The 25,468-nt window shown below is 62.1% G+C and carries 21 protein-coding genes and 3 pseudogenes; 15 read left to right on the top strand and 9 right to left on the bottom strand.

The features are described 5' to 3' along the window. Window positions 1–64: 64 nt before the first annotated feature. On the bottom strand, window positions 65–1,144 hold the full coding sequence (locus EI969_RS10385) for a patatin-like phospholipase family protein (protein ID WP_160387603.1): 1,080 nt from the start codon (window positions 1,142–1,144) through the stop codon (window positions 65–67). 226 nt (window positions 1,145–1,370) lie between these two features. Here EI969_RS10385 and EI969_RS10380 point away from each other — a divergent pair, with 226 nt between their 5' ends. Genes EI969_RS10380 through EI969_RS10365 form a run of 4 tightly spaced genes read left to right on the top strand, consistent with a single transcriptional unit; the run spans window position 1,371 to window position 3,981 of the window. Continuing rightward, window positions 1,371–1,679 (top strand): PepSY domain-containing protein, encoded by a 309-nt coding sequence (locus EI969_RS10380; protein ID WP_160387601.1) that lies wholly within the window; start codon window positions 1,371–1,373, stop codon window positions 1,677–1,679. Further along, window positions 1,679–1,999, top strand: a complete 321-nt coding sequence (locus EI969_RS10375; RefSeq protein ID WP_160387599.1) for a PepSY domain-containing protein — start codon at window positions 1,679–1,681, stop codon at window positions 1,997–1,999. The genes EI969_RS10380 and EI969_RS10375 overlap by 1 nt, the downstream gene beginning before the upstream one ends. 3 nt (window positions 2,000–2,002) lie before the next feature. Beyond that, window positions 2,003–2,671, top strand: coding sequence for a response regulator transcription factor (locus tag EI969_RS10370; protein WP_150715834.1), 669 nt, complete (start codon window positions 2,003–2,005; stop codon window positions 2,669–2,671). Continuing rightward, complete coding sequence (locus EI969_RS10365) at window positions 2,668–3,981, top strand: sensor histidine kinase (protein WP_160387597.1); 1,314 nt, start codon at window positions 2,668–2,670, stop codon at window positions 3,979–3,981. Before EI969_RS10370 ends, EI969_RS10365 begins: the two co-directional genes overlap by 4 nt. Window positions 3,982–4,109: 128 nt before the next feature. Here the strand turns inward: EI969_RS10365 and EI969_RS10360 are convergent, their stop codons facing one another. From EI969_RS10360 to EI969_RS30970, 3 genes and pseudogenes are all read right to left on the bottom strand, one after another. Then, entirely contained in the window at window positions 4,110–5,786 is a 1,677-nt protein-coding gene (locus EI969_RS10360; protein WP_160387595.1) for an MFS transporter, read from the bottom strand. Window positions 5,787–6,101: 315 nt separating this feature from the next. Next, window positions 6,102–6,695 (bottom strand): annotated as a pseudogene (locus tag EI969_RS30975) (methyl-accepting chemotaxis protein); the annotation flags it as partial. Window positions 6,696–6,959: 264 nt separating this feature from the next. Continuing rightward, a pseudogene (locus EI969_RS30970) lies at window positions 6,960–8,030 on the bottom strand (HAMP domain-containing protein); the annotation flags it as partial. A gap of 533 nt (window positions 8,031–8,563) precedes the next feature. On the opposite strand from EI969_RS30970, the gene EI969_RS10350 reads away from it, so the two are divergent. From EI969_RS10350 to EI969_RS10335, 5 genes and pseudogenes are all read left to right on the top strand, one after another. Then, a complete protein-coding gene (locus tag EI969_RS10350) occupies window positions 8,564–9,880 on the top strand; it encodes a Na+/H+ antiporter family protein (protein ID WP_160387591.1) in 1,317 nt (438 codons plus the stop codon). Window positions 9,881–10,016: 136 nt separating this feature from the next. Next, window positions 10,017–10,841, top strand: a pseudogene (locus EI969_RS30965) (cache domain-containing protein); the annotation flags it as partial. Window positions 10,842–10,877: 36 nt separating this feature from the next. Next, window positions 10,878–11,699, top strand: a complete 822-nt coding sequence (locus EI969_RS30960) for a methyl-accepting chemotaxis protein (protein ID WP_371925915.1) — start codon at window positions 10,878–10,880, stop codon at window positions 11,697–11,699. 155 nt (window positions 11,700–11,854) lie between these two features. Further along, window positions 11,855–12,607 carry a C1 family peptidase gene (locus EI969_RS10340; protein WP_160387587.1) on the top strand — a complete coding sequence of 251 codons (753 nt, stop codon included), beginning with the start codon at window positions 11,855–11,857 and terminating at the stop codon, window positions 12,605–12,607. 94 nt (window positions 12,608–12,701) lie between these two features. Then, window positions 12,702–12,857 carry a metallothionein gene (locus EI969_RS10335; protein ID WP_150715841.1) on the top strand — a complete coding sequence of 52 codons (156 nt, stop codon included), beginning with the start codon at window positions 12,702–12,704 and terminating at the stop codon, window positions 12,855–12,857. Window positions 12,858–12,898: 41 nt separating this feature from the next. On the opposite strand, the gene EI969_RS10330 is transcribed toward EI969_RS10335, so the two are convergent. Further along, the gene (locus EI969_RS10330; RefSeq protein ID WP_160387585.1) at window positions 12,899–13,177 is read right to left on the bottom strand and encodes a hypothetical protein; all 279 of its coding nucleotides are present in this window, start codon (window positions 13,175–13,177) and stop codon (window positions 12,899–12,901) included. Between the two features lie 33 nt (window positions 13,178–13,210). Further along, window positions 13,211–13,438 carry a DUF6555 family protein gene (locus EI969_RS10325; protein ID WP_160387583.1) on the bottom strand — a complete coding sequence of 76 codons (228 nt, stop codon included), beginning with the start codon at window positions 13,436–13,438 and terminating at the stop codon, window positions 13,211–13,213. 147 nt (window positions 13,439–13,585) lie between these two features. On the opposite strand from EI969_RS10325, the gene EI969_RS10320 reads away from it, so the two are divergent. The 4 genes from EI969_RS10320 (at window position 13,586) to mnmH (ending at window position 17,753) form a co-directional block, all read left to right on the top strand. Further along, window positions 13,586–14,365, top strand: a complete 780-nt coding sequence (locus tag EI969_RS10320; protein WP_160387581.1) for a helix-turn-helix domain-containing protein — start codon at window positions 13,586–13,588, stop codon at window positions 14,363–14,365. A gap of 105 nt (window positions 14,366–14,470) precedes the next feature. Beyond that, window positions 14,471–15,427: a zinc-binding alcohol dehydrogenase family protein gene (locus EI969_RS10315; protein WP_160387580.1), complete on the top strand. Its 957-nt coding sequence runs from the start codon at window positions 14,471–14,473 to the stop codon at window positions 15,425–15,427. 188 nt (window positions 15,428–15,615) lie between these two features. Beyond that, window positions 15,616–16,650, top strand: coding sequence for a selenide, water dikinase SelD (selD, locus tag EI969_RS10310; RefSeq protein ID WP_160387578.1), 1,035 nt, complete (start codon window positions 15,616–15,618; stop codon window positions 16,648–16,650). Continuing rightward, entirely contained in the window at window positions 16,650–17,753 is a 1,104-nt protein-coding gene (gene mnmH, locus EI969_RS10305; RefSeq protein WP_160387576.1) for a tRNA 2-selenouridine(34) synthase MnmH, read from the top strand. Before selD ends, mnmH begins: the two co-directional genes overlap by 1 nt. A gap of 138 nt (window positions 17,754–17,891) precedes the next feature. Here mnmH and EI969_RS10300 read toward each other — a convergent pair whose 3' ends face one another. Further along, complete coding sequence (locus EI969_RS10300; protein ID WP_160387574.1) at window positions 17,892–18,563, bottom strand: histidine phosphatase family protein; 672 nt, start codon at window positions 18,561–18,563, stop codon at window positions 17,892–17,894. A 370-nt stretch (window positions 18,564–18,933) separates the two neighbouring features. Here EI969_RS10300 and EI969_RS10295 point away from each other — a divergent pair, with 370 nt between their 5' ends. Next, complete coding sequence (locus tag EI969_RS10295) at window positions 18,934–19,644, top strand: glutathione S-transferase family protein (RefSeq protein ID WP_160387572.1); 711 nt, start codon at window positions 18,934–18,936, stop codon at window positions 19,642–19,644. A 114-nt stretch (window positions 19,645–19,758) separates the two neighbouring features. On the opposite strand, the gene EI969_RS10290 is transcribed toward EI969_RS10295, so the two are convergent. Beyond that, window positions 19,759–21,294 carry an FAD-dependent oxidoreductase gene (locus tag EI969_RS10290; protein WP_160387570.1) on the bottom strand — a complete coding sequence of 512 codons (1,536 nt, stop codon included), beginning with the start codon at window positions 21,292–21,294 and terminating at the stop codon, window positions 19,759–19,761. A 60-nt stretch (window positions 21,295–21,354) separates the two neighbouring features. Next, entirely contained in the window at window positions 21,355–23,565 is a 2,211-nt protein-coding gene (locus EI969_RS10285) for a TonB-dependent siderophore receptor (RefSeq protein WP_160387568.1), read from the bottom strand. Window positions 23,566–23,846: 281 nt separating this feature from the next. Between EI969_RS10285 and EI969_RS10280 the strand changes: the two genes are divergently transcribed. Beyond that, window positions 23,847–24,941, top strand: a complete 1,095-nt coding sequence (locus tag EI969_RS10280; protein ID WP_160387566.1) for a DUF1615 domain-containing protein — start codon at window positions 23,847–23,849, stop codon at window positions 24,939–24,941. Window positions 24,942–25,468 lie beyond the last annotated feature (527 nt).

The raw sequence follows: 25,468 nt of genomic DNA, 5'->3' as shown, positions 1-25,468 counted from the left end.
CTCTGTTCAGGTGGCGTTCGCCGCAGCGATTCGGGCAGGCGGCGAGTTTACCAGTTTGTCCTGACTAAAGGGTCAGCAAGCGTTCGCCGAGGCGACCGTTGGCGGCCAGTTCGAGGAATTCGTCGCCCATGCGGCGGCTTTCATCCATGGTCGTGCGCCAGTATTTCTGCCGGCTCGCGGCGTCGCCCATGAAGCGCTTGAAGTCGTTGCGGTCCGGCAGTTTGCCGTAGGGCAGGCGCGCCAGGTACTCCTTCGACGGCGCCAGCAGCAGCACGTTTTGCAGGCGTGTCGGGCAGGCGCGGCGCCATGGTAGGGTCTTGTCGAACCAGCCGGGAATCACCCTGTCGGTGAAGTGCGGGTAGAGCACGATGTCGTTGCCGCTGTAGGGCAGGTCCAGGTGATAGTCCAGCAGGCCGCCGTCGCGGAAGGTGCCGGCGCCAGCGCCCGGCAGGTTGCGCACGCCTTCCATCACCATCGGGATCGAACCCGAAGCCAGCAGGGCCTGACGCAGATTGCCGGCATCGAGGGCGACGAAGCGTGAAGGGAAGTCGTTCAAGGCATCGACCGGCGGGGCCAGGCGCGGATCGTGGATGATCAGGCGTTCGAAGTGCCGGGCCAGCCGCGCCCGGCCGCGCAGGTTGTCGGCGATGACCGATGACAGGCCCAGCCCGAGACGACCGCGATGATCGTCGGCGAGCAGGCCGTGGCTTTTGACCACCATGATGTTCAGGCGGTAATCGCTGTTGGCCAGGATCGAGGCATCGCGACCGTCGAGCAGGTCATTGAGCATGCGCCGCGAGCTCTGGCTGATCTGCGTCATGGTCACGCCCTTGGCGAAATGCTGCTCGGTGTACAGTTCCCCCAGGCGCCGGATGCCTTCGGCGGCATCCGGCAGGCAGGCGCTGGCGAAGCGCCAGGAACCCACCGAGGCTCCGATCAGCGAGCGTTCGCGCGGCGCCGCCGGCAGCCACTCGCCGAACAGCGCCAGGTCCAGACCCTGGATTCCCAGCGCCTTCGGCCCGCCCGCCGCGCCGGGCAGGGTGCCGACCTCGGCCGCGTTCAGGCCGTTGGCGCGGATGTGCGCCAGGGCGCGCGGGCCGGCCTTGAGGGTCAGGGAAGGGAATTTGATGTGGATGGCGGTCATTACGGTCTCGATGTGTGGCCTGCGGTGGAATTATACGCAACCCCTGTAGGAGCTGGCTTGCCGGCGATGGCGGTGTATCAGTCAGCATCGATGTTGCCTGACACTCCGCCATCGCCGGCAAGCCAGCTCCTACAGGGTTGGGGGTGGCAATGATGGCCATTCAGTTTCAATTAAGTTCATCCGGTTAAGGTGGCGCCCAGGCAACACCTGAAATCCGGAGACACCCATGAAAACCCTGACAGCCCTGTTCACCGCGTCCATCCTCGGCCTGACCGCGGGCATCGCCCATGCCCGGGAACTTGGCCCGGATGAAGCGCTGAGGCTGCGCGACGCTGGTACCATTGTCGCGTTCGAGACACTCAATGCCCGCGCGCTGGCCAGGCATCCAGGTTCCACCGTCAGTGAATCCGAGCTGGAACAGCATTACGGCAAGTACTTGTACAAGGTCGAGCTGCGCGATCCCCAGGGCATCGAGTGGGATCTGGAATTAGACGCTGTCAGCGGGCAGGTTCTCAAGGATCATCAGGATTGGTAATGAAGGTGTTTTTATTCAAACGATGCACCGGCAGCCGGATGGCACTGGTGCTTCTGGCATTTTGCTCGGTGGTGATGGCCCGCGACCTGGACCAGGATGAAGCCCTGCGCCTGCGCCAACAGGGTGTGATCCTGCCGCTCGAGCAACTGCTGCAACAGGCCATGGATCGTTATCCGGGCGCGAAACTGCTGGAAGCCGAGCTCGAAGAAAAACACGACGTCTACATTTATGAAGTCGAGTTGCTGACCCCTGAAGGCGTGGTCCGTGAGCTGGACATCGATGCCACCAACGGCCGCCTATTGAAAGACAAGGAAGACTGATCCATGCGTTTGCTTCTGGTGGAAGACCACGTACCCCTGGCCGACGAACTGCTGGCCGGTCTCAACCGCCAGGGTTATGCGGTGGACTGGCTGGCCGATGGTCGCGACGCGGTGCATCAGGGCAGCACTGAACCTTACGACCTGATCATCCTCGACCTCGGCTTGCCGGGCGTGCCGGGGCTCGAGGTGCTGGCGCAATGGCGTGCAGCGGGGCTGGCCACGCCGGTGCTGATCCTCACGGCCCGGGGTTCCTGGTCCGAGCGCATCGAGGGCCTCAAGGCTGGTGCCGATGACTACCTGACCAAGCCGTTTCATCCCGAAGAGTTGTTTTTGCGCATCCAGGCGTTGTTGCGCCGCTCCCATGGCCAGGTCAACCAGCCGACCCTCCAGGCCGCCGGGCTGCATCTGGACGAAGGTCGCCAGTGCGTGGTCCGCGACGGTGCCGACATTCAACTGACCGCCGCGGAGTTTCGCCTGCTGCGCTACTTCATGCTGCACCCCGAGCAGATCCTCTCCAAAAGCCACCTCGCCGAACACCTCTACGACGGTGAAACCGAGCGCGACTCCAATGTGCTGGAGGTCCACGTCAACCATTTGCGCCGCAAGCTCGGTAAAGACGTGATTGAAACCCGTCGCGGCCAGGGTTATCTGTTCGGCGGGCAAGCCCGGTGAGATCGATCCAGCGTCGCTTGAGCCTGGGCCTGATCAGCGTGATGGTGGTCGTAGGCCTGGTGCTGGCGCAAACCAGCCTGTGGCTGTTCGAACTGGGTTTGCAGCGCTACCTCGAAGCCGGCTTGCGCAATGACAGCGAGAACCTGCTGGCGGCACTGGTGCGCGGGCCCCAGGGCTTGCAACTGGATGAGCGACGCCTGTCGCCGGCCTATCAGCGGCCGTTTTCCGGGCATTATTTCCGTATTGATTTCACCGACGGCCATTGGCGTTCCCGTTCCTTATGGGATCAGGAACTGCCGCCGCTCGATCACCCCGGCCTGCACGACAACCTGCAACTGGGGCCGGAAGGGCAACAGTTGCTGGTACTGCGTACGGACTATCGACGCATGGGGGTGCCGATCTCCATCAGCGTCGCCGAGGATTACACGCCGATACGCGAAAGCTTCCGGCGCATGCAGCAGCTCGGGTTGGCCCTCGGTGTGGCCGGGCTGCTGCTGATTCTGCTGCTGCAACGGATCACGGTGCGCCGCGCCTTGCGCCCGCTGGAAAAGACCCGCGAGCAGATCGCGCAGTTGCAACAGGGCCAGCGCTCGCAACTCGATGACCAGGTGCCGGTGGAGCTGGAGCCGCTGGTGGCGCAGATCAACCATTTGCTGGCCCACACCGAGGACAGCCTCAAGCGTTCACGCAATGCCCTGGGTAATCTCGGCCACGCCTTGAAAACCCCGCTGGCGGTGCTGTTGAGCCTGGCTTCAAGCGAGCAGCTCGATGCGCACCCGCAATTGCGCAAAGTCCTCAAGGAGCAACTGCAACAGGTCGAGCAGCGGCTCAATCGAGAGCTCAATCGTGCGCGGTTGTCCGGCGATGCATTGCCGGGCGCATTGTTCGATTGCGATGCGGAGCTCCCGGGATTGCTGGCGACCCTGAACATGATCCACGGCGAACACCTGGCGCTGAGCTACCGCGCACCCGCCGGTCTGCAATTGCCCTGGGATCGCGAGGACCTGCTGGAGCTGTTGGGCAACTTGTTGGACAACGCCTGCAAATGGGCGGATGCCGAGGTTCGCGTGAGTGTGGCCGAGAACGCAGAGGGGTTTGAACTCTGTGTGGAAGATGACGGCCCGGGCATTCCCGAAGAGCGGCGTGATCAGGTGTTCAGCCGGGGCACGCGGCTGGATGAACAGACCGAAGGGCATGGCCTGGGCCTGGGCATCGTGCGCGACATCGTCGAAAGCTGGGACGGTAGATTGTCGTTGCTGGAAAGCGAGTGGGGCGGGTTGAAGGTGGTCATCGAGCTACCCAGACACTGAAACTCGCCCCCCTGTAGGAGCGAGCTTGCTCGCGATGATCGTTAACGATGACGCGCCCTTTCTGATTCACAACGGCGCCCTTGCGTTCATCGCGAGCAAGCTCGCTCCTACAGTGATTTGTGTCTACCTCAGGTGTGATGAATCTCCCGATCCTTGGTTTCCGGCATGAAGAAAATGCCCAGCACAGCCGTCATCACCGCGATGACGATTGGATACCACAGCCCGTAGTAGATATCCCCCGTGGCCGCCACCATGGCGAACGCCACCGTCGGCAGGAAGCCGCCGAACCAGCCGTTGCCGATGTGATAGGGCAGCGACATCGAGGTGTAGCGGATGCGCGCCGGGAACAGTTCCACCAGCCAGGCGGCGATCGGGCCGTAGACCATGGTCACGTAGATCACCAGGATCGTCAGGAGCAGCAACACCATCGGGTAGTTGGTCTTCGCCGGGTCAGCCTTCTCGGGGTAGCCGGCGTCCTTGAGGGCGGTGGCGAGGGTGGCGGTAAAGGCGTCGTTTTTGGCCTTGAAGTCGGCGGCCGGCATGCCGGTGCCCTCGAAGCTCTCGATCACTTTGTCGCCAATGCGCACCTGCGCAACAGCGCCAGGCTCGGCGTTGACGTTCTTGTAGGGGATGGCCCGTTTCGCCAACACGGTCTTGGCCAGGTCGCAGGAACTGGTGAATTTGGCCTTGCCCACCGGGTCGAACTGGAACGAGCACTGGTCGGCGTTGGCGACCACCGTGACCGGGTTCTTCTCCTGCGCAATGAACACGTCGGGGTTACCGTACTGGGTCAACGCATGGAAGATCGGGAAATAGGTCGCGGCCGCCAGAATGCAGCCGGCCATGATGATGCCCTTGCGCCCTATGCGGTCGGACAGGCTGCCGAAAATGACGAAGAACGGCGTGCCGATCAGCAGCGAACCGGCGATCAGCAGGTTGGCGGTCTGCGGGTCGATCTTCAGCGTCTGCAACAGGAAGAACAGCGCATAGAACTGCCCGGTGTACCAGACCACCGCCTGGCCGGCGGTACCGCCGAGCAGGGCCATGATGACGATCTTCAGGTTGTCCCAGCGGGCGAAGGATTCGGTCAACGGTGCCTTGGACGCCTTGCCTTCGGCCTTCATTTTCAGGAATACCGGTGATTCGCTCAGTTGCAGGCGGATGTACACCGAGACGATCAGCAGCAGGATCGACAGCAGGAACGGAATCCGCCAGCCCCAGGCCTCGAAGGCTTCGGTGCCGAGGACGGTGCGGCAGGCGAGGATCACCAGCAGCGACAGAAACAGGCCGAGGGTGGCGGTGGTCTGAATCCATGAGGTGAAGAAGCCGCGTTTGCCCTTGGGGGCATGTTCGGCGACATAGGTCGCCGCTCCGCCGTACTCGCCACCCAAGGCCAGGCCCTGGAGCAAGCGCAGGGTGATCAGGATGACCGGAGCCGCGACGCCGATGCTCGCATAGCCGGGCAGCAGGCCTACCACCGCCGTGGAGACACCCATGATCACGATGGTGATGAGGAACGTATGCTTGCGCCCGATCATGTCGCCCAGCCGGCCGAACACGATGGCGCCGAACGGCCGCACGGCGAAGCCGGCGGCGAAGGCGAGCAGGGCGAAGATGAAGGAGGTCGTTTCGTTGACGCCGGCGAAGAAGTGCTTGGCGATGATCGCCGCGAGGGAACCGTACAGGTAGAAGTCATACCATTCGAACACGGTGCCCAGGGACGACGCGAAAATGACCTTGCGCTCCTCCCGGGTGATGCCGCGGTTGGGCGTGCTGCCCGTGGTGGTGTTGTCGATGGCCGCCATGAGTGTTCTCCGTTGTTATTGTGTAGGCCGGAGCACCTCTCATATGTTGCCGCACCCTGGCCCTGGGGCTGATGTCGTCGGATTGCGCAAAGCTTGCTTTGAAGTTGACGTCGTTGATTGCTGCGAGGTTCCCTGAAGCATAATCAGGTTCTGCTAGATATCCACTCGCCATCATTTGATTGAGGTGCGCGCAGAAACAAATGTGGGAGCGAGCTTGCTCGCGATGGCGGTGGGTCAGACAACATCTTTGTTGATTGACACTCGGCCATCGCGAGCAAGCTCGCTCCCACAGGTATTTTGTGCGACTTGCAAGGTTTAAACGCGGAACTGGTCCATCAGGCTCTGTTGCTGGTTCGCCAGGCTGTTGAGCGACTGGCTGACCCGTGCCGATTCATTGGCCTGGCCCGACAGTGATTCGGTCACGTCGCGAATGGTCGCCACGTTGTTGTTGATCTCCTCGGCCACCGCGCTTTGCTCTTCGGCGGCGCTGGCGATCTGCATGTTCATGTCGTTGATCACGGTCACCGCGTCGCCGATCTGGCGCAGCGCCGTCACGGCCTGGCCAACCTGCTCGACGCTGCCCTGGGCCTGACGATGGCTGTTGTTCATCGAACCCACCACATCCTGGGTGCCGCTTTGCAGTTGCTCGATCACCAGGCGGGTTTCTTCCACGGACTCCTGGGTACGCCGCGCCAGGTTGCGCACTTCATCGGCGACCACGGCAAAACCGCGTCCGGCCTCTCCGGCACGGGCCGCTTCGATCGCGGCGTTGAGGGCCAGCAGGTTGGTCTGCTCGGCAATCGCGCGGATCACTTCCAGTACCGTGCCGATCTTCTCGCTGTTGGCGGCCAGGCCTTCGACCTGGATCATCGCCGCGCTCATGTCGGCGGCAAGGTTGTCGATGCTGGCGGTGGTGCGGTCGATCACGGTCAAACCCTGACGGGTCGCCTGATCGGCATCGCGGGCGGCATGGGCCGCCTGCGCGGCGCTGCGGGCAACATCCTGGGCAGTGGCGCTCATCTCGTGGGAGGCGGTGGCGACCTGATCCACCTGGCGGTATTGCTGCTCCATGCCGGCGCTGGTCTGGGTGGCGATGGCGGACGATTGGTCCGCGGTGCTGCGGGCGTCCTGCACCGAGCGTTTCACTTCGGCAATGATCGGTTGCAGCTTGTCGAGGAAACGGTTGAACCAGCCGGCCAACTGGCCCAACTCATCTTTCTTGTCGTAGGCCAGGCGGCGGGTCAGGTCACCTTCGCCGCTGGCGATGTCTTCGAGCATGTGTGCCACGCCGAGGATCGGCCTGGTGACGCTGCGGGCCATCAGCCACACCAGCATCAGGCCGAGCAGGGCGGCCAGAACTCCAAGGCCGAGCTCGATCAGCGTACCGGCGGTGTTGCTCTCGTCCAGCTGCTTTTTCAGGGCTTCGGCGGGGCCGACCAGGACTTTCTCCGGCACGTCGAGCAGCACGCCCCAGGACTTGCCGCCGGGAATCGGCTGGAATGGAGCCAGCACTTTCAGTTGCTGGTTGCTGTGCAGGCTGGCGGTTTTGCTGCTGGCGCCGAGCATCCGCAGCAGTTCGGCACCGCTGGCCTTGTCCACGGCGTCCAGGCGCTGGCTGAGCTTGCTCGCGTCTGGGCTGTAGCCGGCGAGCAGGCCGGCCGGGCTGATGATGCTGACACTGGTCTGGCCGTCGTAGAGCTTCTTGCTGGCGCCCAGGCTGATGGCCTGCAGGCTGTTGAGGTTGATGTCCACCGACAGCGAGGCGATGACCTTGCCGTTGACCATCAGCGGGAAAACGATGCTGGTCATCAGCACGTTCTGGCCGTCGATCTCATAGAAGTAGGGTTCGATCACGCATGGCTTGAGCGTGGTGCGCGGGCAAGTGAACCAGGCGTTGGCCGCTTCGCCGCTGGGGCCGGTGCTGGTGTCGGCCATGTCCTTTTCCGGCAGGGCCATCGAGATGACCTTGCCCGGCGTCGGCTGCGACCAGTAGAGGGCGAAACGGCCCTTGTCGTTGCTGCCCAGTTCCGCTTGTCCGGCGAACAGTTCGTCCTTGCCGTCCAGGCCGTTGGGCTCGAACACCAGGGACAGGCCGAGCAGCTCGGGATTGGCCTGCAGGGCCGACTTGACCTGGCGGGTCAGGTCTTCGCGCAGATCGAAAGCATCGAGAAAGCGCTTTTCGGCCTGGTCGCGCAAAAACAGCACCTGCCGCGAGAAACCGTGGCCGTACTGATAGGCGTCCATGAACTGCTGGCGAATCCCCAGCGCCTGGTTTTCGCCCTGGGACTCGATCCGCGCCTGGGCCGCGTCAGTCAGCATCTCCATGCTCGAGGCTTTCACCAGCGCGGAGCTGTGCTCCATGCGATACAGCGAAAGACCCACCAACAGGGTCACGATGCCCGCCAGGCACAGCCCGGCCAGCAGGGTGATTTTCCATTGAATGGAGAGTTGTCTGAGCGACATGGAGACGTCCTTATTCGATAAATATCTGAGACTTTGCCCTGTAACGGCCGCGATCAGGTTTTCTTTATGCTGCCCATTGAATATCGAATCACCCCTTGTAGGAGCTGGCTTGCCAGCGATAGCGGCCTCAAGATCACCGCCATGTTCCACGGCCCCATCGCCGGCAAGCCGGCTCCTACAGGGGGTGTGGGCTTTGACAAGGCGGCAGCGGTCCGGCAAAGTGCGCGCCCTCTAATAAGACCCATTCCTTTTATCCGCTGGCGGCTCTCGCAGACTGCCGGCCGGACTCTTTTCGCTTGCCCAGAGGTATGACAATGAATGCAGTAATTGCCGCGGTCGGCATCATGCTGGTGCTCAGCCTGTCCCGCGTGCATGTGGTGATCGCCCTGATCGTCGGTGCGCTGGTCGGTGGTCTGACTGGTGGCCTGGGTATCGAGGCGACGCTCAAGGCTTTCAACAGCGGCCTCGGTGGCGGGGCGACGGTGGCGTTGTCCTACGCCTTGCTCGGTGCTTTCGCCGTGGCCATTGCCAAGTCCGGCATGGCCCATGCGCTGGCCGACAAGGCCCTGGCGATGGTCGATCGCCAGCACGCCAGCGGCGGTGGTCAGGTCAAATGGCTGCTGATCGGCCTGCTCTGGGTCGTGGCCATCGCCTCGCAGAACATCCTGCCGATCCATATCGCGTTCATTCCGTTGCTGGTGCCGCCGCTGCTTTATGTGCTGACCAAGCTGCAACTGGACCGTCGCCTGATCGCCTGTGTCATGACCTTCGGCCTGATCACGCCCTACATGTTCCTGCCGGTGGGCTTCGGCAACATCTTCCTCAACGAGATCCTGCTGGCCAACGTCGCCCGCAGCGGTGTGGACATCAGCGGCATCAACGTGACCCACGCCATGGGCATTCCGGCGCTGGGCATGGTGGCGGGCCTGCTGATCGCGTTTGTCAGCTATCGCAAGAAGCGTATCTACGACCTGGCGAAGATCGAACAGGTCGAGCAGGTGGCGGTGCAATACAACCCGCTGAGCCTGATGGTGGCCGGTGTGGCCATCGCGGCGGCGTTCATCGTTCAGCTGTTGTTGGACTCGATGATTATCGGTGCGCTGGCCGGTTTCCTGATTTTCTCGGTGTCGGGCATCGTCAAATGGCGCGACACCGATGACCTGTTCACCGAAGGCATGAAAATGATGGCGATGATCGGCTTCATCATGATCGCCGCCTCCGGGTTTGCCGAAGTGATGAAGGCCACCGGTGAGGTGCAGACGCTGGTCGAGTCGTCGGCGGCGTACATCGATCACAGCAAAGGCGTTGGTGCCTTGCTGATGTTGCTGGTGGGGTTGCTGGTGACCATGGGCATCGGTTCGTCGTTCTCCACCGTGCCGATCCTCGCGGCGATCTTCGTGCCGCTGTGCGTGCAACTGGGCTTCAGCCCGATTGCGATCGTGTGCATCGTCGGCACTGCAGGTGCCCTGGGCGACGCCGGTTCACCAGCTTCGGACTCGACCCTCGGCCCGACCTCCGGCCTGAACATCGACGGCCAGCACCATCACATCTGGGACACCGTGCTCCCGACCTTCCTGCACTACAACCTGCCGCTGCTGGCGTTTGGCTGGGTGGCCGCGATGGTGCTGTAACTTCACTTGTAGGAGCCGGCTTGCCGGCGATGGCGATTCCTGGGGCGCCATCGCCGGCAAGCCGGCTCCTACAGTTTTGATTTTTGGTGCCGTTAAAGCCTTTAACCACGCCAACAAAATCAAAAGAGTGAACGTCATGCGCATGAGCCTCAAGGCCAAAGTCCTGTCCCTTGCCGTCCTCCCGGTGTTGCTGTTTGCGCTGGTCATCAGCCTGACCACGCTGTTCATTCTTCAGGATCAGGCGCGCAAGGAAGTCGAGCAGACCCGCGAACGCCTGCTCAGCGATGCCAAGGCGACCTTGCAGAGCTACGTGGCCGTGGCCATGACCACGATCAAACCGCTCTACGACGCGGCCGCTCCCGGCGATGAGGCGGCGCGGGCCCAGGTGATCAAACTGCTGTCGAGCATCACCTATGGCAAGGACGGCTACTTCTTCGGCTACGACTCCAATACCGTGCGCCTGTTCAAGGCCAACAGCCCCGAAGGCGTGGGCCAGAGCTTCAAGGACAACCGCGACCCGAACGGTGTCTACGTCAACCGCGACCTGGTGAAGGTGGCGAAGGACGGTACGCACTATCTGCAATACAGCTCGCCATTGCCCGGCAACACCCAGGTGCTGGTGCCCAAGCTCGGCTACACCGAATACCTGCCGAAGTGGGACATGGCGTTCGGTACCTCGGTCAACCTCGACGGCATCGAAGCACAGGTGGCGGTGGTCGAGGCCAAGGTCCAGGAGCGCATGCAAGGCATGGTGCTGAGCATCGTCGGCGTGGCGCTCGTGCTGCTGCTGGTGATCGCCGCTGCCGGGATGTTGCTGGCCAACACCATTCTGCGTCCGCTGCATTTGATGAAAGCCAACCTCGACGACATCGCCGCGGGCGAGGGTGACCTGACCCGTCGCCTGACCATCACCAGCCAGGACGAACTCGGTGAACTGGCCGGCTCGTTCAACCGTTTTGTCGACAAGATCCACGGACTGGTGCGGCAGATCACCGAAATGACCTCGCAACTGACCGGGCTGGTGACTCAGGTGTCCGACCAGGCCAATCGCTCGGACCAGGCCATGGAGCGCCAGCGCCATGAGACCGATCAGGTGGCCACGGCGATCAACGAAATGTCCGCAGCGGCCCAGGAAGTGGCCAAGAGCGCGCAAAACGCCGCGGTGGCAGCCCAGCAGACTGACGAAGAAGGGCAGGCGGCCAAGCGCGTGGTGGCCGGCAGCATCGAGAAGATCCATGCCTTGGTGGACGACATTCGCAGCAGCGGTGTGTCCCTCGACAGCCTGCAAAAAGACGTGTCGTCGATTGTCAGCGTGCTCGGGGTGATCCGCTCTATCGCCGAACAGACCAACCTGCTGGCACTCAACGCCGCCATTGAGGCGGCCCGCGCGGGCGAGGCCGGGCGTGGTTTTGCGGTGGTGGCCGATGAGGTGCGGGCGCTGGCCAGCCGTACGCAAATCAGCACCCAGGAAATCCAGGGCATGATCGACCGCCTGCAGGCCGGCACCCAGTCGGCGGTGGAGGCGATGCGCCGCTCCAGCGAGGCGGGCGACGGCACCTCGGCCCAGGCCAACGAGGCGGGCGCTTCGCTGGACACCATGGCTCAGTTGATCGCGACCATCAATTCGATGAACGCGCAGATCGCCAGTGCGGCGGAGGAACAGACCGCCGTGGCCGAAGAGATCAACCGCAGCGTGCATCAGATTGCCGTGGCCGTGGACAACGTCGCCGACGAAACCCAACTCGGCGCGCAGACCTCGCGCAGCCTGGCCGACCTCGGCCAGCGCCTGGGCAGCCTGGTCGGGCAGTTCCGTATCTGACAGTTATGTTTAACAACGCGAAACGGCTTGGTTTTTATAACTAAACAGTATTGAACAACTGTCATATTTGACAGTTGTTGCCGGTGGCTTATTGGTCTTTCATTTCAATGACATAGCGAGGTAACTGATAAACCATACAAGAACAGGGGCTAAGTATGAGGTTCTGGCAACTCTCATGTTTCATCCTGGTTGGCGGCTGTGTCGTTACCGTGACGGCACAGGCCCTGGAGATACCCAGCTCAATGGACTGGCGCACCCAGGGCGCTGTCACGAGAGTCAAGCAATTGGGGTCTTGTGGCTCCGGTTATGCTTTTTCAGCCGTCGGTGCCCTGGTGGGCGCACTGTTTTTGCAAACCGAAAGACTGGTCGAGCTTTCCGAGCAGCAGATTCTTGATTGCAGCAGTGAGCAAGGTAATCAAGGTTGTGATGGCGGGCTGATGGATTACACCTATGACTACGTCAAGCAAAACGGTATTCAGTCAGCAGAATATTACCCTTACACAGGGGACGGAGGACGCTGTGGTGCCGGCATGATCAAGGCTGTCGCCGCCAATACGGTGACCTATACGAATATCCCTCATGGCGACGAGGAGGCACTGCGCCAGGCCGTAGCCAGAGGGCCGGTAGCGGCGGCGATCGACGCATCCGACAACTTTCAAAAATACTCCGGCGGGGTATTGAATGATGAAAGTTGCGATGAAGATGATTTGAATTACGCCGTGCTTATCGTTGGTTATGGTACCGAAGATGGCGAAGATTATTGGCTGGTGAAAAACAGCAGGGGCCCGGAGTGGGGGGAGGCCGGGTATATAAGGATGTCCAGAAACAAGGATAACCAGTGTGGCATCGCCTCTTACGCGTCATTCCCGGTCCTCGCGAAACGGGTCATACATCAAGGACTCAAGTAGTGCGCTGTTGCGGTGTGGCAGTCGACCCCTACACTGAAAAGCACGGGTTGTTTTCATCTCCCCCCGACGACCACCACCCACAGGAGTCAAACCCATGACCGAGCGTCAATGCGATTGTCCGAAGTGTTCCTGCAAACTCGGTGAACATCCGATCGTGCGTCACGGCAAGCACTATTGCTGTGAAGCCTGTGCCAAGCATCACGAGCATGGCGAGGAGTGCGCTTCCCAAGGCTGCAAGTGTGCTCACTGAGCTCCCCCGCACACGCCAGCCCGCACACGCCAGGGTGGAGCCTAGTCCGGCTCCACTTCCAGCCTGAGGCTGTCATCCTCCAGGCGCTCGCTGTGGCGAACGGTGCCCTGCAAGCGCCGCCCTTCGACCCGTAGCACCAGGGTCTTGGCCTGCTCCAGATCTTCCGGCAGCGGTGCCGGGACGCGTATGGCGAAGCAAAACGGGTCGTTTTCGACCGGTTCCAGTCCGATCCGGCACTCCGCGCTTTTGGTCACGCGGCCGAACAACGTGTCCAGGCCGTAGTCCAGCTGTGCAGGGCTGGTGACGGATGTTGTGCTCATTTCCCTTCCCCCGAACCTGATAGTCGCCAGAGATTAGTTCGCCGGCCGCCACTTGACGTTTTCCACGCCGAATTTTTCCGCCATCGGCTTGCTGGTCTTTTGCACCTTCTCGCGTCCAAAGCGCGGGATTCGCCCCACCCCCGCATCACAGCTCGCCCAATGCCAGGCTTCTGCGTTATCCATTCTTTCCAGTCGGATAATGAAAGACTTTGGAGTGCCATGGAGTGTGTACTCGATGACGAATAATTTTGCACTGTTCATAAAGCCCCGGTTCCTCCCTGTTGTACATAAAAGGATCGCGCGCCATCGGGAAAATTCATTCGGATTTTCGCAAGGCGGCGGTTGCTGGCGACAAGTTCCCTGCCTCGTTACCATGTGGCTTCCCCGATCCCCCAATGAACATAGACCATGGCCCTCGCCGTACCGCCCGACCTGAGTGATACCGATGTGCCAGTACAGCCGCTGGCCCGCACCTATCCGCGCGGGTTGTTCATCGAGCCGCATGAGCACGTCTGGGGCCAGTTGCTGTATGCGATGAGCGGGGTGATGTGGGTCGAGACGCCGCACGAGGCGCTGGTGGTGCCGCCGCAGCGGGCGGTGTGGTTGCCGCCGGGCGTGCCCCACGGGATTCGTGTGGTGTCCGACCTGCAAATGCGCAACATCTACCTGCGCCCGACCCTGGCGGCGACCCTGGATGACAGCGTGCAGGTCATCGAGGTCGGCGGCTTGCTGCGCGAGCTGATTGTCGGTCTGGTGGAGCAGGGCAACGACGGGCCGCCCGAGTATTACGACGCGCTGGTGCGGTTGGCACTGCTGGAGCTCAAGCGTGCCCGGCGTTCGCTGTTGAAAATCCCGCTGCCGGACGATTCCGACCGGCGGCTGATGAATCTGTGTCAGGCGGTCATGTCTGCGCCTTCACTGGACATTCCGTTCGAACAGCACGCAGAAACTGCAGGTGCCAGCGTGCGCACCCTGGCGCGGCTGTTCAAGGATGGCCTGGGCATGGGCTTCGCCGAGTGGCGGCGCCAGGTGCAACTGGCGACGGCGGTGGCCGGGTTGATCCAGGGCGTGCCCGTCAGCGCGATTGCCCGGGAGCTGGGCTATTCGCCGAGCAGTTTCAGCGACATGTTTCGTCGTGAACTGGGTGTTGCCCCTTCGCAGTTTCCTGCGGCGCAACCCCAGGGCTGAATTGGCCGCCGCCATGCTTTGGCCGATATCCAGAAGCACTTGACCGATGCTTACAGGCGTCGCCCTCTAGACTCGGCGCATACCTCAACTGCCCCGGAATCTGCCATGAAAGCTCTGCAATTCGATAAGACCGGTGATCTCTCGGCCTTGCGCTACGTCGAGGTGCCGACCCCCGTGCCCGGCGCCGATGAAGTGCTGGTCGAGATCAAGGCCGCCGGTCTCAACCCCAGCGACGTGAAGAACGTGCTGGGACGTTTTCCCTACACCACCTTGCCGCGCATTCCCGGTCGTGATTTTGCCGGGGTGGTCGTGGCCGGCCCGCAGGCGCTGATCGGCCAGGAAGTCTGGGGCACGGGGCGGGAACTGGGCTTTTTCGCCGACGGCTCCCACGCCCAGTTCGTCAAGCTGCCGGCCAATGGCGTGGCACTCAAGCCCACCCACCTGAGCTTCGCCCAGGCCGCCAGCCTCGGTGTGCCGTACACCACGGCATGGGATGCGCTGGAACGCAGCCTGGTAACCGCCGAAACCCGATTGCTGGTCATCGGTGGCGGCGCCGTCGGCAGTGCCGCGCTGGCCCTGGCCAAGGTGCGCGGTGCCCGGGTGTTGGCGGCCGCGCGGCGTCCTGAGCAGGTCAAGGATTTGCAGGACCAGGGCTACCCGACCCTGCAACTGGATAAACCCGAAGACCTCGGGGCGCAGGTCAACGCGGTCTACGCTGGCGGTGCCGACGTGATTTTCGACACCACCGGCTTCTGGCTGCCGGCCTCGGTGCCAGCCCTGGCGACGTTCGGCCGCATCGCGATCATCGCCGCGCCCGTGGACGGTCACGTGCAGTTGCCGGCCCTGGCGTTGTATCGCAAGGGTGGTTCGGTGGTGGGAATCAACTCGTTGCTGTACGGGGTGAAGGCCTGTGCGGCAATGCTCGAGCAGTTTGGCCGGTTCTTCGATCAGGACCTGTTGCCGTTGCCCCAGGGTTTGTTCGAGTCACCATTGGCCGAAGGCCTGGAGCGTTACGCCGAAGTGAATCAGGGCAGCGGTGACAAGGTGATTCTGTTGCCATAACTGCGATCAATGTGGGAGCGAGCCTGCTCGCGAAGGCGTAGTGACATTCAACAACTATGTCGACTGACAGGGCCTCTTCGCGAGCAGGCTCGCTCCCACAGGGGGAGCATTGCTTAGCAGCGCATCTCCTACAAAGGAAAAGGCGCGTTGCTGTAGGATTAGTTACCTTGACTCCAGGAGGTAACCCCATGAGCGAGCCGATTCGCCTGACCCAATACAGCCACGGCGCCGGTTGCGGCTGCAAAATCTCCCCCCAGGTGCTGGAAGTGATCCTGGCCGGCAGCGGGGCGCAGAACCTTGACCCGAAACTCTGGGTCGGCAACGCCTCGCGTGACGACGCGGCGGTCTATGCCATCGACGAAGAGCGCGGTGTGGTCTCGACCACGGACTTTTTCATGCCGATCGTCGACGACCCTTTCGATTTCGGCCGAATTGCCGCCACCAATGCCATCAGCGACATCTACGCCATGGGTGGCGATCCGTTGATGGCGATTGCGATTCTGGGCTGGCCGGTGAACGTGCTGGCCCCGGAGATTGCCCGGGAAGTGATACGCGGCGGCCGTTCGGTGTGTGACGAGGCGGGCATCCCGCTGGCAGGCGGGCACTCCATCGACGCACCTGAGCCGATCTTTGGCCTGGCCGTCACCGGTCTGGTGGAAAAGCGCCACATGAAGCGCAACGACACCGCCACCGCCGGTTGCCTGCTTTATCTCACCAAGCCCCTGGGCATCGGTATCCTCACGACGGCCGAGAAAAAGGGCAAGTTGCGTCATGCCGACATCGGCCTGGCCCGGGACTGGATGTGCACCCTGAACAAACCCGGCAGTCGTTTCGGCAAGCTCGAAGGCGTGACCGCGATGACCGACGTCACCGGTTTCGGCCTGCTCGGGCACCTGGTGGAAATGGCCGATGGCAGCCAGCTCACCGCACGCATCGAATACGAGCGCGTACCGCGCCTGCCGGGCGTCGAGTATTACCTTGAACAGGGCTGCGTACCGGGCGGGACGCTGCGCAATTTCGACAGCTACGCCAGCAAGCTCGGGCGCCTTCAGGAACTGCACAAACGCGTGCTCTGCGATCCGCAGACCAGTGGTGGCCTGCTTATTGCGGTGACGCCCGAAGGCAACGAGCAATTCCTTTCTGTGGCCGCCGAACTGGGCCTGAACCTGGAACCGATCGGTGAACTGGTCGAGCGACAGAGCAACGCAGTCGAGGTGTTTTGATGTTCGTCGACTGCACTGATTACCGCGACATCTTCCTCAACGACCGGGCAATGATGGACGCCCGCGCGCCCGTCGAATTCAGCAAAGGCTCGTTTCCCGGCGTGATCAACCTGCCGTTGATGAATGACCTTGAACGCCAGCGGGTCGGCACGTGCTACAAGCAGCACGGTCAGCAAGCAGCCATCGTGCTCGGGCATCAACTGGTGTCGGGCGCGGTCAAGGCCGAACGCATCCAGGCCTGGGCCGATTTTGCCCGGGCGCATCCGGATGGCCTGTTGTATTGCTTTCGCGGCGGCCTGCGTTCGCAGATCGTCCAGCAATGGCTCAAGGACGAGGCCGGCATCGACTATCCACGGGTGGGCGGCGGCTACAAGGCCATGCGTACCTTCCTGCTCGATACCCTCGATCAGGCGATTGCCCAGTGCGATTTTGTCCTGTTGGGCGGGATGACCGGCACCGGCAAGACCGAGGTGCTCGCGCAATTGGCCAACAGCGTGGACCTTGAAGGCCATGCCAACCACCGCGGCTCCAGTTTCGGCAAGCGCGCCACGGGCCAGCCTTCGAATATCGACTTCGAAAACCGCCTGGCCGTGGACGTGCTGAAAAAACGCGCCCGGGGCATCGAGCAGTTCGTACTGGAAGACGAAAGCCGTGCGGTGGGCAGTTGCGCGTTGCCGTTACCGCTGTACCAGGGCATGCAGCAGTTTCCGATGGTCTGGCTCGAAGACAGCCCGGAAGGTCGGGTCGAGCGGATCCTGCGCGATTACGTAGTGGATCTGTGCGCCGAATTCATCGGCGTGCATGGCGAGGAGGGCTTTGCGCTGTTTTCCGAGCGCTTGCTGGCGAGCCTGAACAATGTGCAGAAACGCCTGGGTGGCGAGCGTCACCGGCGCATGTTGATTTTGATGGAGGAGGCGTTGACGGAACAGGGCCGCAGTGGCGCGGTGGATCTGCACCGCGGCTGGATCGAAGGTTTGCTGCGCGAGTATTACGATCCGATGTATGCGTTTCAGCGGGAGAAGAAGGGCACACGGATCGAGTTTGCGGGGGAGCGGGGGGCGGTTCTCGAGTATCTGTGTGAGCGTGGCAGTCTGCGCCATTGATGCAGTCTTCGCTGGCCCCATCGCGAGCAGGCTCGCTCCCACAGTAGATCTTCAGTGATCACAGGTTTTGTGTATAGCGCAGATCCAATGTGGGAGCGAGCCTGCTCGCGAAGGGGCCCGATCAAACAATGCAAAATCTCAGGTCGGGCAGGTTTCAGCGCCGTTATCCAGCCCCTGCTTGTACACATTGCTCTGCAAGCTGGCCTTGCCGTTGTGCCAGGTCAGGGTCAGCACGTACAGCGAGTCGTAGTCGCCGGACTCCCAGTCTTCGGTGATCTTCATTTTTTTGCCGGTGGCGTCGCCGGCGACCTTGTTGATCAGTTCCGGTAGGTAGCCGTGGGACCAGGCCGTGTAGATGACCGAGTTGTGATACTTGTCGTGCAGCAGTTCATCGGCCAGGTCGCTGGTGTCATTGGCGGAAAAGTTGATGTTCACCGGCAGGCCGAGCTTGATCGCGCTGGGGCTGATGGTCATCAGGGGGCGGATGTAGCTGTAGGAGTTGTCGAACTCGCCTTCCTCGACGTTGCGGGTCGGGTTCGCCGCAAACACGTAGTTGGCCTTGCCGAACTTTTCCGGCAGCAGCGTGGCCAGGTCGATGGCGCGGTTCAGCCCCTGGCAATTGAGCTGGCCCAGGCCACCGTCGGGTTTTTCCCCGTGGCGCAGGAACACCAGCGTCTGCGTGCCATCCATCGGTTGGGCGCGACTCAGGCTGGATTCCAGCAACAGAAACACCGCACTGACCGCCAGCAAGACAGGCAACAGCAGGTAGGCGCGGTGTTTAAAACGTTGGGTGATATTGAACAGATTCATGAATATAAAGGTTCTTCAGCGCAATTCGGTTAAGGCTGACAAACCTTTACACCGCGACTTTCCAGCGTCGGGTGTTTTCCATGTCGTTGAAGCCGGTCCGTTTTTCAAGGGAGTGGTGCTCAGAGTCCCATGAGCCCGTTTGGTTCGATTCCGGCCAGGAGCGCAGCAATGTACCGGTAACCTTTAACGGATTGCAGTGAAGGTTATCGACAGGATGTTGCGGATTTGTGGACACCCTAACCGAACTGCGTTGAGGCGGGTCCTGATCTCTTTTGATCTCCTCTATCAGCGATATTGATGGCTTCAAGGGATCGCAGAGCCGATATCTCCATTATCATCGTCACTCTCAATGTCTTCGTGGATCCAGCCCATGACCGATCTGTCCGCATTCCCCATCACCCGCAAATGGCCTGCCCAATACCCTGAGTGGCTTCAGCTGTACTCCTTGCCGACCCCCAACGGCGTCAAGGTTTCGATCATGCTCGAAGAGATCGGCCTGCCGTACGAGCCTCACCGGGTGGGCTTCGACACCAACGACCAGATGTCCCCGGAATTTCTTTCTCTGAATCCCAACAACAAGATCCCGGCGATCCTCGACCCCCACGGTCCCGACGACCGGCCGCTGGCCTTGTTCGAGTCGGGAGCGATCCTGATCTACCTGGCCGACAAGAGCGGGCAACTGCTGGCCCAGGAATCGGCGGCGCGCTACGAGACGATTCAGTGGCTGATGTTTCAGATGGGCGGCATCGGTCCGATGTTCGGCCAGCTCGGTTTTTTCAACAAATTCGCCGGCAAGGACTACGAGGACAAGCGTCCCCGTGACCGTTACGTCGAGGAGAGCAAGCGCCTGCTCAAGGTGCTCGACGGCCGGCTCGAAGGGCGCGACTGGATCATGGGCGAGCGCTATACCATCGCCGATATCGCCACCTTCCCGTGGGTGCGCAACCTGATCGGTTTCTATGAAGCCGGCGATCTGGTGGGCATCGAGAATTTCCCTAACGTCACGCGGGTGCTGGAACGCTTCCTGGCGCGGCCGGCGGTGGTGCGCGGGTTGCAGATCCCCAACCCGGTCGCTGGTTGAACACATTCCCCTGTAGGAGCCGGCTTGCTGGCGATAGCGGTACGTCAGACACATGGATGCCAAATGTGCCGCCGTCATCGCTGGCAAGCCAGCTCCTACAAGGGCGTGGTGTTTTCAGGGCGCGCCAAAAAACGGCCGGATCCCGTGATCGCGGAAATACCGTTCGATCACTTTCGGGTCCGAGCAGGTCTCGGCAATCGCTACATAGGTATCGGGGCGCAACAGATAAAAGCCGTTGCGCCCCAGGCCCGCCGCTTCGAACGCCGGTCGCCAGGCGAACACATGCAGCGGCAGATGGTGCTCGTGGCACCAGGCGATCATCTCGTCGCTGGTGTCGCCGTAGACATGCACCTGCCAGGTCAGGCATTTGAGCGATTCAAAATTATCCCCCTCGCCGTCATGGGCCCAGGGCAGGCGATCACCGCCATGCACGTGCCCGGCCACGCCTGTACTCAATGGCATGCCCCGATAATTCAGGGTGATCTGCGACACCGTGCGGAACAGGAACTGGCGGGAGGTTTCGAACGAGGTCATTTTCGGTATCAGGAACGGGGCCAGGCGTGTACGCAACAAATCGGCAATCGGCCCGTCGGCGGTGACGAAGGTGAAGACCCGGTCGGTGGTGGCCACCAGTTTGCGGGCGAAGGCGATGCGCTCGGTTTCATAGCTGTCGAGCAATCCGGCCTCGGCGCCGCCGCTCAACACGGCCGCGAGTTTCCAGGCCAGGTTGATGGCGTCGCCAATCCCGGTGTTCATGCCCTGGCCGCCCGCCGGGCTGTGCACGTGTGCGGCATCACCGAGCAAAAACGCCCGGCCGTGGCGAAAGTGATCCGCCACCCGGTGATGCACGCGGTAAGTCGAGAACCAGTTCAGTTGCTCGATCTGCACCTTCATATGCTCGATGGCCCGGCTGCTGACGTCCTCGAAGCAAAGGGTCTCGGCGTGTTCGGCACGCTCGTCGCGCACGGTGCCGATCAAGCGCGCGCGACCACTGCCTGCCAGCGGGAACACGGCGAGGAAGTCCGCCTCGTCGAGATCGACATGCAGTTCGCCGTTGAACGCCGGGCCGCTGCCCTGCACGTCGGCGACGTAGAAAATCTGCTGGTAGGTGCCACCGGGAAATCCAGTGTCCAGGGCCTTGCGCACGATCGAGCGGGCGCCGTCGCACCCGGCCAGGTAACAGGCCTGGCAGATTTCCTGCTGGCCGTCGGGCAGATGCAGCGTGGCCGTGATGCCGTCTGCGGTTTGCTCGAAGCTTGCCAGATCGGTGTTGCGTTCCACCGAGATGCCGAAGGCTTGCAGGCGCTCGATCAGCAGCCGTTCGTGTTCGTCCTGGGGGAAAATCTCGAGGAACGAGTATGGCGTCAGCCCCTCGCCAACCTGGGTCAGCGGCAAGTGCGCCACAGGTTCACCCTTGACCCAGAAGTTGGCGGCCGCCACCCGGTGGCCGTTTTGCACAACCGCGTCGGCAAGGTCGAGCTGGCGATACAGTTCCAGTGTCCGCGCCTGGACGGCCAGCGCCCGGGACGTGGTGCCGGGCGCGGAGGCCTTGTCGACAATCCGCACGCGAACCCCCAGTTTGCAGAGCCACAACGCCAGGACCAGCCCGGTCGGGCCGGCGCCGATGATCAACACGTCGCTTCTGTGCATGAGCCTGTCCTCCTCGCGGGGTAGGACAAGTATGGACGACGCCGGGCAGGGTGACCTCAATCAGAAATCGATGGTCCCCGACAACTTCGCCGTGCGCGGTTCGCCCTGGGTCAGGTAACCACCCTGGGCCGATTCCCAGTAGCTCTTGTTGGCGACGTTTTCCACGTTAAAACGCAGGGTCACGTCTTTTTCCTGGACCTTGAAGGCGTAACGCGCGCCGGCATCGAAGCGATTCCAGGTCGGCAGGCTGAGGTTGTTCGCCGCGTCGGCGTATTGGCCGCCGGTGCGCAACATGCGTCCGTTCAGGGCTACGCCGGGCAGGCCCGGTACGTCCCAGTCCACGCTGGCATTGAACTGGAAGCTCGGCACACCGATGGCCTGATTGCCGTCGTTGAGGCCGCCCTGGGTTTTCTTCAGCTCGGTGTCCATCACGGTCAGGCCGCTGAGCAAGCGCAGGCCGTCGATGGGTTCGCCGAACACATTGAGTTCCACCCCCTTGTTGACCTGCTCACCGTCATGAATGAACACGGCGGTGGTGTCGTCGATGACCTGGGTGTAGCCGTCAGCCGGTTGTTCGATGCGATACACGCCCAGGGTCGCACCGTAGGTGCCCATGTCGACTTTGACACCCGCTTCAACCTGTTTGGAGCGCGACGGTGCGAAGACTTCATTGCCGTTGACCACGACTCGCGAACCGGAGGTCGTCGGAGCCGTCGGCCCTTGCGCCAGTCCCTCGATCCGGTTGGCGTAGAACGACACGTGGTCCCACGGCTTGTACACGATGCCGTACACCGGCGTAGTGATCGACTTGTCGTAGTTGGAGGTGCGGTTCTGTGTGTTGTAGTCGTAGCCTTGCACGACCAATTGCTGACGGCGCACGCCCAGGGTGACCAGCAGGCGATCATCGATGAAGCCCAGGGTGTCGGACACGGCGACGCTGCGCATGAAGGTTTTGCCGGTGATGCCCGGATCGCCCAGGTCGCCACCGGAGAAGCCGCCCGTTGGTGCCGGAACGTCGATCGGGTGGTAGATGTTGTTCGGGTATTGGGTCAGGTCGAAATCGAAGGCGTTGCGCTGTTGGGTCCAGATCCCGGCCAGGCCGAAGTTGAGTTTATGGGTCACAGGGCCCGTGGCGAAGCGGCCGTTGAGGCCGGCCATGGCGCTGGTGTTGTCTTCATCGTGGGGAATGAACGAACCGCTGGTCACCGAGCTGCCGTCGTTGCCCACAAGGGTGGTGGAGTCGTAGTTGCCGACTTCGCGGCTGTGCTTGGCGCCGGCAGCGGCGTAGGCGGTCCAGCTGTCGTTCAGGTCGTACTCGGCGCGCAGCATGCCGAAGGTGTCTTCGATCTCGCTGAAACCCCACTTCTGCGCGTAGTTGGTGTCGGCAGAGGGGGCATCGGGGATGTGCGTGGCGTCGCCAAGGTTGACCGAACTGCGCCCGCCGTTGACGCGTTCCTTCGAATAGATGAAATCACCGGACAGGCGTAGCGCATCGCCGCGGTAGTCGAGGCCGAGGGCGAACAGTTTCGAGCGCTGGTTCTCGTCGTCGATGGCGGTGTCGCCTTCGCGTTGGGACAGGTTGAGGCGGGCGCCGAAGCGGTTGTCCTCGCCAAAGCGCTGACCGATGTCCAGGTGTTCGCCGATGCGCCCGTCGTCGCTGATGTCGGTGGTGAAGCGTCGCAGTGGCACGTCACCGGCGCGCTTGGGTTGCACGTTGACGCCGCCACCGATGCCGGAGCCGGTCGGGGTGACTCCGTTGATGAAGGCGTTCGGCCCCTTGAAGACTTCCACGCGCTCCAGGGCATCGGTGGAAATGATCTGCCGCGGCAGGATGCCGTACAGGCCGTTGAAGGAAATATCATCGCCGTTGAGCGGCAGGCCGCGAATCATGAAGGTCTGCGCCTGGTTGGAAAAACCGGAAGCCTGACGCACCGACGAATCGTTGAGCAGCACGTCGCCGACGGTTTCGGCTTGCTGGTCGCGGATCAACTCTTCGGTATAGGAGGTCATGGTGAACGGAACGTCCATGATGTCCTGGTTGCCCAGGATTCCCAGTTGAGCGCCGCGTGCGACCTGACCGCCGGCGTACACCGGGGGCAGGTCGGAGGGAGTCGGGGCCTGGGCGTTGACATTGACGTCGCCGAGCACCAGCGGTTTTCCCTGGTTCTGTGTTGTTTCGTCCGTGGCGGCATGGGCCGTCAGGGACAAGGAGCAAAACAGGGCGGCTAGCGTAGGACGAAAAGGCACGCGGAGTCGGGCTGGAGTGGTCATGGTTCGTTCCTGGGCGGCGCGCGGCCGATTGGAAAAAGGGGCTGCGCGGGAACTCCTTGCGCAAATACGACTCCAGGTGCAAATGGTAGTTGTTCTCTTTAACGTTGTGCAATGCGTTTTTGTGCAAGGTACGCAGGCATTTTCTGCAAGCGCAGAGGTCGGATGTCGGTGATTCAGGGCCGTTTTAGCGGCCTATAAAGGCAAGTGGTGGTCACGGCCGTAGCCTGTGCCATGCCATTGCTCGTATGGTTACGCCGGACCAATGGACCAGATGGAACGACATGCAAGCCAATCGATTGATCTCAAGCATCGCCGCTTTGTTGCTACTGGCCGGTTGCGGCAGCCAGCGGACGCAGGAACAGGCAACGCGCAGTCCGGCCCAGGTGCAGGCCGAGATTGTGCGTTTGCTGCCGGCGAAAGCCGCCGATCCCCAGGGTTGGGCCAGGGATATCCAGGTGGCGTTTACCGCGCAGGACCTCTCGCCGACCACGCAAAACCTGTGTTCGGTGCTGGCCGTGACCGAGCAGGAGTCGACCTTTCAGGTCGATCCGAGCGTCCCCGGCCTGGGCAAGATCGCCCGCGACGAAATTGACCGTCGCGCCGCCAGCGCACACATCCCCGGCCTGCTGGTGAGCGGTGCGCTGAAGCTCGATTCGCCCAACGGCAAAAGCTACAGCGACCGCCTGAATGCCGCGCGCAGCGAAAAGGAGCTGAGCGCCATTTTCGACGATTTCATTGGCATGGCTCCGATGGGCAAGACCCTGTTCGGCGGTTTCAACCCGGTGCATACCGGCGGGCCGATGCAGGTCAGCATCGATTTTGCCGAGCAGCAGGCCAAGGGCTATCCGTACCCGGTGCAGGGCTCGATTCGACATGAGGTGTTCACCCGCCGCGGCGGCATGTATTTCGGCATCGCGCACCTGCTCGGGTATCCGGTGAGCTACCCACAGCCGCTGTACCGTTTTGCCGACTTCAACGCGGGTTGGTACGCCAGCCGCAACGCCGCGTTTCAGAACGCGGTGAGCCGGGCTTCCGGTATCCCGTTGGCGCTGGATGGCGACCTGGTGCGCCACGGCTCGATCATGCCCGGCACCACGGAACTGGCCGTGCGTACCCTTGGCAGGCAACTGGACATGCGCAACCCGACGATCCGCGAGCAACTGGAGGAGGGCAATACCCTGGCGTTCGAAGACAGCAAACTCTATCGACGGGTTTTCGAGCTGGCCGAACGGGCCGAAGGCCGGCCATTGCCCCGTGAAGTGTTGCCCGGCATCGTGCTGAAAAGCCCGAAGATCACCCGCAAACTCACCACCGCGTGGTTCGCCAAACGGGTCGATGAGCGTTACCAGCGCTGCATGGCGCGGGCAGGGAAGTAATCACGGCGAAAAAAAGGTTGTCCACGCAATCCCGGGAAACTGTAGGAGCCGGCTTGCTGGCGATGGACTCCAGTGCGCCGCGTTTGTCCGGATCATGCGCGTTATCGTTGACGACCATCGCTGGCGAGCCAGCTCCTACAAGGGATCGTGTTCCAGTCGAAATGATGTGAACGCCAAACTGTAGGAGCCGGCTTGCTGGCGATGGACGCAAGTGCGCCGCGTGTATCCGGTTCATGCGCGTCATCGTTGACGACCATCGCTGGCGAGCCAGCTCCTACAGGGGCTGCGTCCGAGCCGAAATGATGTGAACGCCAAACTGTAGGAGCCGGCTTGCCGGCGATGGACTCAAGTGCGCCGCGTTTATCCGGTTCATGCGCGTTATCGTTGACGACCATCGCTACAAGCCAGCTCCTACAGGGATCGTGTTCCAGTCGAAATGATGTGAACGCCAAACTGTAGGAGCCGGCTTGCTGGCGATGGACTCAAGTGCGCCGCGTTTATCCGGTTCATGCGCGTTATCGTTGACG

Source organism: Pseudomonas sp. PB101 (genome assembly GCF_009764265.1).
Classification (GTDB): Bacteria; Pseudomonadota; Gammaproteobacteria; order Pseudomonadales; family Pseudomonadaceae; genus Aquipseudomonas.
Note: the sequence above shows the minus strand (reverse complement) of the source record. Positions and strands in the feature narration are given on the sequence as shown.